At 71.8% G+C, this 8,629-nt stretch carries 2 protein-coding genes; both read left to right on the top strand.

The features are described from left to right. The first annotated feature begins 159 nt into the window (after positions 1-159). Complete coding sequence (locus tag GL263_RS02040; protein WP_182853786.1) at positions 160-2,451, top strand: hypothetical protein; 2,292 nt, start codon at positions 160-162, stop codon at positions 2,449-2,451. Positions 2,452-2,586: 135 nt separating this feature from the next. After that, the gene (locus tag GL263_RS02035; protein WP_182853785.1) at positions 2,587-8,619 is read left to right on the top strand and encodes a hypothetical protein; all 6,033 of its coding nucleotides are present in this window, start codon (positions 2,587-2,589) and stop codon (positions 8,617-8,619) included. Positions 8,620-8,629 lie beyond the last annotated feature (10 nt).

Genomic DNA, 8,629 nt, shown 5'->3' with positions numbered 1-8,629 from the left:
TCTCAGTAGTGTCGTGGCTGCAGAACGGAGACGGTTCGGCTTCCGGTCGCTGTCAGTTTGCGTGAAGTGACCGGAAGTGCCACGGAGTTCCGGGTCCTGGCGTATCTTCGGGAGTGACCGCGGACGCGCCGGCGCGCCCCGGGGTGCGGCGGAGGTTTCATGGGTGGGGACCCGCGGGTCTCGGCAACGGTCGGTGAACGCGACGGGGAGGGAGTGCCCGATCCGTACGGCGACGAGGCTCTGCTGACCCCGGTGATGACACAAGGCTACGCCGCGGTGCCCGAGCGGGACCGGGACCGGCTACGGCGCTACCTCGAGGCGGTTGTCGCGGCCCGCTCGGCTCCCGTACACACGGCGGTGGCCTTCAACGCCGTCTACTTCGGGTACGACCTCGGCGGCGAGGGTTACGGCGGGAGCCCACTGTGCCCTGACGACTTCCCAGTGATCACGTTCGGCCGGAGCGCTCCCGTGCTGCCGGTCGGCTCCATGGTGTGCGTCGCCACCGGCTCGGACCCGCTCTACGCCGAGATCGTCTACCGGGAGGGCGCACACCCGCAGGTGAACGGCTTCGGCGACGTGCCGGCGTGGGTGTCGGGTGCGCCGGCGGGCGCGGTGGGCCCGGCGAGGCCCGGGGACGGCGCCGAACCGCAGCGAAGAGAACTCCTCGTCCCCGACCTCCACGCCTTCGGCCCGGCCCTGAGTCTTTCCCCGACCCAGATCCACCGGCTGCGCACCCGGCGGCGCTGGATCAACGAGGACGGCCACGTGGTCGTCGACGTGCGCTACCCGTCCGCGGAGGCCGCCCGACGCGACGATGCGACGGCCTACGCGCAGTACCTCCTCACGACGGCACGCGCCCAACTGCTCAGCCCCCTGGTCCCGGTGTCGCTCGCCACACTGGTGGGGGGCACGGACGAGGAAGCGCTGCGTCCGGGCCTGCTGGGCCTGCTCGACACCGTACGGGGCGTCCTCAGGTCATGCGCCGCTCTTCGCACCTGGGGCCACTACGCGATGACCCGCACGTCGCTCGCGGACTGCTGGCGCGACACGGGGCCGCTCGGCGGCGACGACCTGAGGTCTCTCGCGGCGGCGATCGAACACGCGGCCACCCCCGGAAGGCGCCGCTACGGGCTCGCCGGCCAGGTCAGCGTGTACACGGCCATCGGGCCGCGGCTGCGTGGCTTCTCCGGAGCGGCGGACGTACTCGGCGGCGTCGGGTACGCGGCCGCGGTCTGCCGTGCGAACGTGGCGCTCGCCGACATCGTGCGTGGAGACAGCAGGCAGGGCCTGTTCGCGAACGGCTCCCGGGTCACCCTCGACGACGCCTTCGAGTGCGGAGGCGTGTGGCGCACCCACCATCCCGGAGACACGGAGGACGTGGCGGACCCGCTCCTGCCGGCCGGCCGAGGCTGGAACTCCACCCTGCCCCTGCCGCCGCAACCCGAGCCGGAGAGGGAGCTCGACCCGGTCGATCCGCCGCTCGCGGAGGACAGCTCCCTCGGTGCGGGCGAGCTTCTGCGAGACGACACTCGGGAGATCATCTGGCGGGCGCCCCTTCGCCTCGCCCACCTCATCGGTGGGTGGCTGCCGCTTCCTGCTCCCGTGGTGCACGACCTCGGCAGGTCCCATCCCTCGCGCTCGACGACACGCCTCAGACTCGATCATGCCGGCGAGGTCCTGGGGGCCGAGGAGGCCACCCAGCACGTGACCGTCGAACTCGACGGCAGCACGGGCAGGTTGTCCGGGATCGCGTGGCCTCGTGACTTCTTCCCCGGGTTGATTCTCCAACTGCGTCGGCTCCGGGACAGCACGGTGATCCATCTGGGGACGACCCGGCTTGAGGACCGGGTCCTGGTCGGTGACCGGGAGACCGCGCACCGCTACGATCCCCGTGTACTCACCAGGGAGGACGCCCCCGGTAGCAACCGCCACGGTGACAGCGCTGCGGGGCTCGGCCCCCGGCGCCTGGTGATGCGTACGGTGCGCCGTTGTGGCCTGCTCACCCTCGACGGGCACGCGCTGATGGACCGTACGGCCCTTCCGAGCGCGGTCTACGGGCGCCCGCCGGCACGGACACAGGCCGGCGCCCTGGAGTCGGCGGTCGTGGAACTACTCGCCGAGGGGCGGTTGCACCAGGCCCTCGGGAGCCGGGACGCCTGGGGGCAGCCGCAGTATCCCGCGCGTGAAAGAGAGCCGGCGATCCCCCTCATCTGCTACCGCCCGGTACGCCAGCGGGTGATTCGCCCCTGGGGCGGCGCCGGAATGGACGGTGAAGAACCAGGAGGCGTCCAGTTCGTGCCCGGCCATCTACGCCGCCTGCGACCGGGGTGCTCGCCCAGCGACGTTCAGCGGGCGGCGTTCCGGGAGTACTGCCGCGGGCTCGGCAAGGCGGACGGCTGGGAACTGCCCCGGGGATACACCTTTGTCACAGAGCACATACGCACCCGCTGAGCCTTCACGCTCCACGTCCCGGCCACTCCTCGTGTCCTCGCCGGGTTCGCTACGGGGCCGATCTGCCGGCCTGCGTGAGAAGCCCGATCAACCACCGCGGAACCCGATCAGCCACAGAACGGAGAATACGTCTTCATGCAGGACCGCTACCGCGTCCTCACGGGGCCGCCGTTGTCCCCGCCGGACGCTTCGGTCGACAGCCTCCAGAGCCTGGCCACCGCGCTCAACAACCTGGAACCCCAGGTCGCCGCCGCCCTGGACGAGCTCACCGCCGACACGGTGGAACTCGCCTTCAACTCCTTGTCCCCCAGGGAGCGGCAGGAACTGCTCAGCCGACTGGGCATACGCATGGCGGCCCCCCGCCGGGTGAGCAAGGCCCTGTGCCAGGACGTTCTCGCGAGGGTGCGGCGAGACGCGCGGCAGCGTGCCTGCACCTGCGGGATCAGGGCGCTCACGGTCACCGTGATCAATCAGGTCGGCAGGTTCGTCCTCCCCCGGGACGGCGAGTCGCTGCCCGACCCCGTCGACCGTTGGGGCAGAACCCTTGTCCGGGCCACCGTCTTCGCCTGGTGCAACGCCTCTGTCGCTGACGCCCACATCCTCGCCTGGGCGGCGGATCGGGGCTGGCTCTCCGTGACGGCCGACGGAGCGGTGGCAACACAGCTCGCCGCTGTCGAACTCGCCGCGCGGTCCGTCGTGGCGGCGCATCCGGACTTCGTGCCCGTCGCGAGGGAGGACGACAGACGGTCGCCCCTTGGCGACAAGACCCACCAGCGCGCTGGCGACGGCGACGCCCCGAGCAGCACGGTCCCGTGCCGCCGGCCCGGGGTGCCGAGCGCCCGTACCTCGCGCGAGGTGCCCGTCGTGACGGACACGAGTGCTCGCTCCCACCAGAGGACGGAACCGGAAGAGGCCTGCCAGCGGCTGGAGAAGGCGCTCGCACACGCGCGGCACGCCGCGGACAGGGTGACCGAGGCGGTGCTGGACGGTCGCCCGCCACACGACGATGACCTGAGCGTGCTGGGCGCGCTCGGCGCCGTCTTCGACAGTGCCGGGGCCGTGTTGCGCGCGGCGGGGGTCGAGGGAGTACCCCGCCGTCTGGAGGACATGGCCCACGCGGCTCTCGCGCACAGGGCCGAGTGCGACCGCGACCTCCAGGCCCGGGAAACGCTGCGGGAACTGCTCGGTGTGGGCTGCCTCCCGGGCAGCCCGGTCGCCGAGGCGGCCGAGGCGGTGCGAGGCGAGGCCCACCGGCTGCTCGACGCGCGCGTGTGGGGGCAGGGCCAGCGGGAGGAGAGCACCGCGCTCGCCGCGCTGGTCCGGCTCATCGGGCTGGAGCGGACTCCGGACACCGCCACGGAGATCCTCGCTCTCCAGGAGCGGGTCGTGCGGGTGCTGCCCACGTGCGCGATGGCGGCTGTGATGGCAGCCGAACTGACGTTGACCCAGCCCGAGGCAGCCCAACCCGGACCCGCCGGACCTGAGGACGGCGGCACCGCCGAGCCGGCCTGCGACACGCGCGCTGAGACCGGGGACGTGGAGCCCGCCGTGCCGACGGTGACCGTCGGCGACTCCGCCACGATGCGCCCACCGCAGCCCGTCCGGGAATCGGACGTCACCGCGCCTGCGAGGACGGACACCGCCGAGGCGGTTGAGGCGGTACCCGACGCCGCGCCCGCGACGCCGAGCGAGGGCGACGTGGCGGCCCGCCGTTCCTCGGACACTCCGGAGCCGGCATCCGCCTCGACGGAGCCGACAACCACGGGCGAGGAGCAGGCGGTCGAGCGGGCCTTGGCGCGCCTGGTCGTCGAGCGGCGCTTCGGACTCGCCCACCATGTGGCCCGGGCCGCGGGTCATCCCGAGCCCCAGGTCGCCGCGCTGCGCATGGCCGGAGCCGCCGCCCTCCTCACCTCCGGTGACAGCGGGAGTGCCCGACTGACGGCTCATCTGGTCCATGAGTACGGCGAACACTCGGGCTGCGACGTCGAGGGCAGCGAACTGCTCCTGCTCCCGGCCCTGCTGCGCACCGCACTGATCACCGGCGACCATTCGGCGGGTGCTCAGCTCAAGGCGCTGGTGCCGCGCTTGCCGGACCGGCTGGCGGAGGCGGCCACCGCGGTCGCCGACCGTGCCCTCAGCGGCGCGCTGATGATCGCCTCGCCGCTTGCCGTCGAGGCGCCCGAGACGGAGGTCAGGCTGCGGGAACTGAGCAGGCGCAGCCGCGACCTGCTCGCTCCGCAGAAGCTGCGGTTCGCGAGGGCCACGCAGATCGCCAAGCGATGGCTTGCTCCCGACGGCGTGCTGGGGGAACTGCTCACCGCCGTCGTCCGCGACGACCGGGAGGCGGTACAGCGGGTGCGGGAGCAGGCCGACTCCTTGTCAAAACGCGCCGAGATCAACAACGAGATCGACCGCATGGACCGCCGACACCGATCCTCCAGCGGCAAGCCGCTCCAGGGTTCCGGGCGGCAGGACCTTGTGCATCTTGTGGAGCGAGTGGTGGGGCTGGCCAGGGAGTGGTGCCTGGCGGTCGACGGGGCCCGACGGGCCGACCGCTCCGACGGCAGCCGGGCCGCGAAGGAGATCACCTCCCTGCGCCAGTCCCTGCTGGACGGTAAGGACGCGGCCCTGGCCGAGCTGCGCCAACTCGCCCGGCGCTCGGACGCCCTGCCCGCCGCCACGGCCTGGGCGGCCCACGCCTCGATGGAGGAGCTGTTCGCCCTCCTGGCCGGAGGCGCCGGGGCCGCGCAGTTGGGCGGTCCGCTGGACCCCGAGCGCGTTCTGGACGCGGAACTGCTGAAGGTGTACGACACCGTCCACGAGCGGAAGTCGCTCGGCGACCTGCTGGCCGCTGTGGACCGCGGCTGGCGGGACGCCCTGGACGAGCGGCTGTCACACGACGCCTTCACCGCGGCCCGCACCATCGTCGAGCTGGCGGGACGAGGCGTGCTGCCCGCCGAGCGTGCCGGCGAGTTCGCCCCGCCCACCGTGGCCGCGATCGGAGAACGGGAGGCCGTGCGGCGCGCGGAGCTGCGGAAGTCCCACGGCGAGCTTGTCGCCGAACTGCACCGGGCGCAGGCCGACGGCGCCGTGACCGACGACCAGGACCTGCGTCTCCAGGAGCTGCTGGCCGACGCCGGCACCCGTCTCGACGAGGCCAGCCGGCACGACCTGCTGGAAGTACGTCGGGCGCTCGACACGGTACGCGACGACCTTCCCGCCTTCCGGCAGCAGGCGGCCGACCGGATCCGCGCCCGGCTCGACGTCCTGGACGCCACCGCCGAGGAACGCGCCCAGGTGCTGCGGCACCTGGACACGGGGGGTCTGGCCACCGCCGCGGACCTGGTCTACTTCCTCGAGATCGGCGAGCCCGTACCGGAGATCGAGACCGGCGAGTCCCACCTGACCGAGTTCTTCCCTGCGGTGCCCGACGGACTGCCGGGAGGCATCGACCGCGCTCTCGTCGACCTGGTCAGGTCCGGGGGCGCGCACCCGACGCTTCCCGTGCTGGACTACGGCGGCCTCTCCTCGGACGAGGCGGCGCTGGCCGCCGACGCCCTCGACGAGTGGCGGGCGTTGGCCGCGACCGAGCGGAACGACCGTCTTGAGGTTTCCGCCAGAAGGCAGTTGCTTCCGGCGCTGAAGCTCCTCGGCTACGACGCCGAGAAGGCCAGGCCGCTCGACGAGCGGTCACCCCACCGGCGCGAGTACCGGCGGTTCGAGGTCGCCCAGGTGGAGGTCAACGGCAGGGCGAAGGCCCCGGCGTTCGGCTCGCAGATCAGGGAGCAGGGCGGCAACCTCCGCGTGCTGATGGTCTGGGGGCGCCCGCCCGCCAAGGTGGTCATGAGCCTCGCACAGCGCGACACCAGCGGGGCAAGCCTCCTTGTCGTCTACTTCGGCACGCTCAGCCGCCAGGCCCGCGTCGAACTCGCTGCCGGTTCTGACCGGTTGCAGCCGCTCCTGGTCGTGGACGACGCGGCCCTCGCCTATCTCGCGGCCCGGGGCAACCGCCAGGTCAGCACCGCCACGCAGACGCTGCTGCCCTTCTCCGGAGTCAATCCCTACATCAGGGAGAAGCGCGGCCGGATCGGCGGCGAGATGTTCTACGGCCGCGACGCCGAGCGAAAGAGCATCCTCGACCCGGGCGGAACCCAGGTCATCTTCGGCGGCCGGGGGCTTGGCAAGTCGGCCCTGCTCGCCGACGCCGGGGAACGCTTCACAGAGCAACGCCCCGGATACCACCAGGCGGTGTACGTCAATCTCGACCAGGAGAACATCGGCAAGGGCAGCTCGTTGGGGCCAGAGGCGCTGTGGAGCGTCCTGGACCGGAAGCTGACCGATGCCCAGGTGCTCAGCAGGCCGCGCGGACGCAAGGCGTCGCAGGAGATCTCCGAGCGGGTCCGTACCGGCATCTGTGCCTGGTTGGAAGGGGACTCGCGACGCCGTCTGCTGATCCTGCTCGACGAGTGCGACCAGTTCTTCGAGGCGGACGCCTCCCGCTTCGACCAGACCAAGAAGCTCAAGGGCCTCGGGTCCGACACCAAGGACCGTGCCAAGGTCGTCTTCGCCGGGCTGCACTCCGTGCAGCGTTTCTCCAAGCTCGCGAGCAACGGGCCCTTCGGCCACCTCGCACAGACCCCGAAGGTGATCGGCCCGCTCGCTCCCCAGTACGCGGCCGAGTTGCTGGTCGAGCCGATGCGGGCGCTCGGCTTCGAGTTCGAGGACCTGGACCTGGTCAACCGGGCGCTGGGCTACTGTTCCTACCAGCCTTTCCTCCTCCAGATGTTCGGTCACCGACTGGTCGAGCTCATGCACCGCAAGCGGGCGCGGCGCGGGGCCCAGGGGCCCCCTTACCCGGTGGAGGTCGCCGACATCGAGGTGGTGGAGTCGGACCACGCGCTCAGGGAGGGCATCTCCGCCGCCTTCAAGGACACGCTGAGCCTCGACCACCGCTACGACGTGATCGCCAACGTGCTCGCCCACCATGCCCGCCACCACGGTCTGGAGGTGCGGTTGAGCGACGCCGAACTGCGGGAGGAGTGTGAGACGTTCTGGCGCAGGGGCTTTGAGCAGCTCGACACCGAGGGCTTCCGCTCCTACCTCTCCGAGATGGTGGGACTCGGTGTCCTCGCTCCCAACCACGACGGCCAGGGCTGGCACCTGCGCGGCCCGAACGCCCTGCGCATGATCGGCAACCCCCACGAGGTGGAGGCCCGCCTGCTCAGGGCCGAGCAGGACTGCGTACTCCAGGAGAGCATCGTCCAGGAGGGCCGACCCGAGCTCCCGGACGGCCGGCCCGCCCCGCTCACCATCACGCAGCTCGACGACCTTCTCGGAGAGCGTTCCAACCAGACGAGGGTCGTGCTCGGGACAGTCGCCACCGGTGTCACCGACGTCGGTGACACCCTGCGGACCGTCGCGGGTCGCATCGCCGACTGGACGCTGCCTCCGGTCGGCAAGGTGGGCGTCTACCGGCAGGAACTCACCGGTGGAGCACCGCGTGAACGGCGCGTCGTGATCAGCGACTTCGCCCGCTACCCGGCACGTCCGGAGGCCTGCCGCGAAGCGGTCGACCTGGCCGAGAGGCTGCTGCCCGCCACCCCGGGCGTCACCCGTGCGGTGGTCCTCGTGACCGACCCTGACCAACTCCCGCTGTGGCGCACGCTGTTGACCGGTACCGAAACCACTCCGGCCGTTCCGGTGGTGCTGCGCCGACACGACCGGCGCAGCCTGCGCGGGTGGGCCCAGCGCGTTGACATGTTCCACACGGAGGAGCGTCTGGAGCGGCTCCACGAGCTCACCGGTGGCTGGCCGCTCCTGGTCGACCGCGCCCACCGGCTGCACCAGGAGTTCGGCGACCCCGACGAGGTGCTGCGCACACTGGCCGGCCTGCGCACGGACCGGGTCGAAGCCCGCGCCTTCGCCGAGGCGACCGGTGTCTACACGCACCCGCTCATCGCGACCGGCTACCGCTCCCTGGACCTGGAGTTCAAGGACGGCCCGTTCGATCGGGAGGGTGCGTTGACCGCTGTGGCGCTCGCGATCGAGGACGAGGAGGAGGCCCGGTGGATCGTCAGCTGCCTGGACGCCCTCCAGGTGTTCGTCCGCGAGGACAACCAGCTGCGGCTGGAACCGCTGCTCCGGGAGTGCGTCGCGCTGGACGTGTGACTCGCTGAGC

It is taken from the genome of Streptomyces durbertensis (assembly GCF_014156695.1).
Classification (GTDB): domain Bacteria; phylum Actinomycetota; class Actinomycetes; order Streptomycetales; family Streptomycetaceae; genus Streptomyces; species Streptomyces durbertensis.
This window is presented reverse-complemented; position numbering and strand designations above follow the sequence as displayed.

Coding starts and splice junctions, on each gene's coding strand:
- GL263_RS02035 (WP_182853785.1), top strand. CDS start 2,587: ATGCAGGACCGCTACCGCGTCCTCACGGGGCCGCCGTTGTCCCCGCCG.
- GL263_RS02040 (WP_182853786.1), top strand. CDS start 160: ATGGGTGGGGACCCGCGGGTCTCGGCAACGGTCGGTGAACGCGACGGG.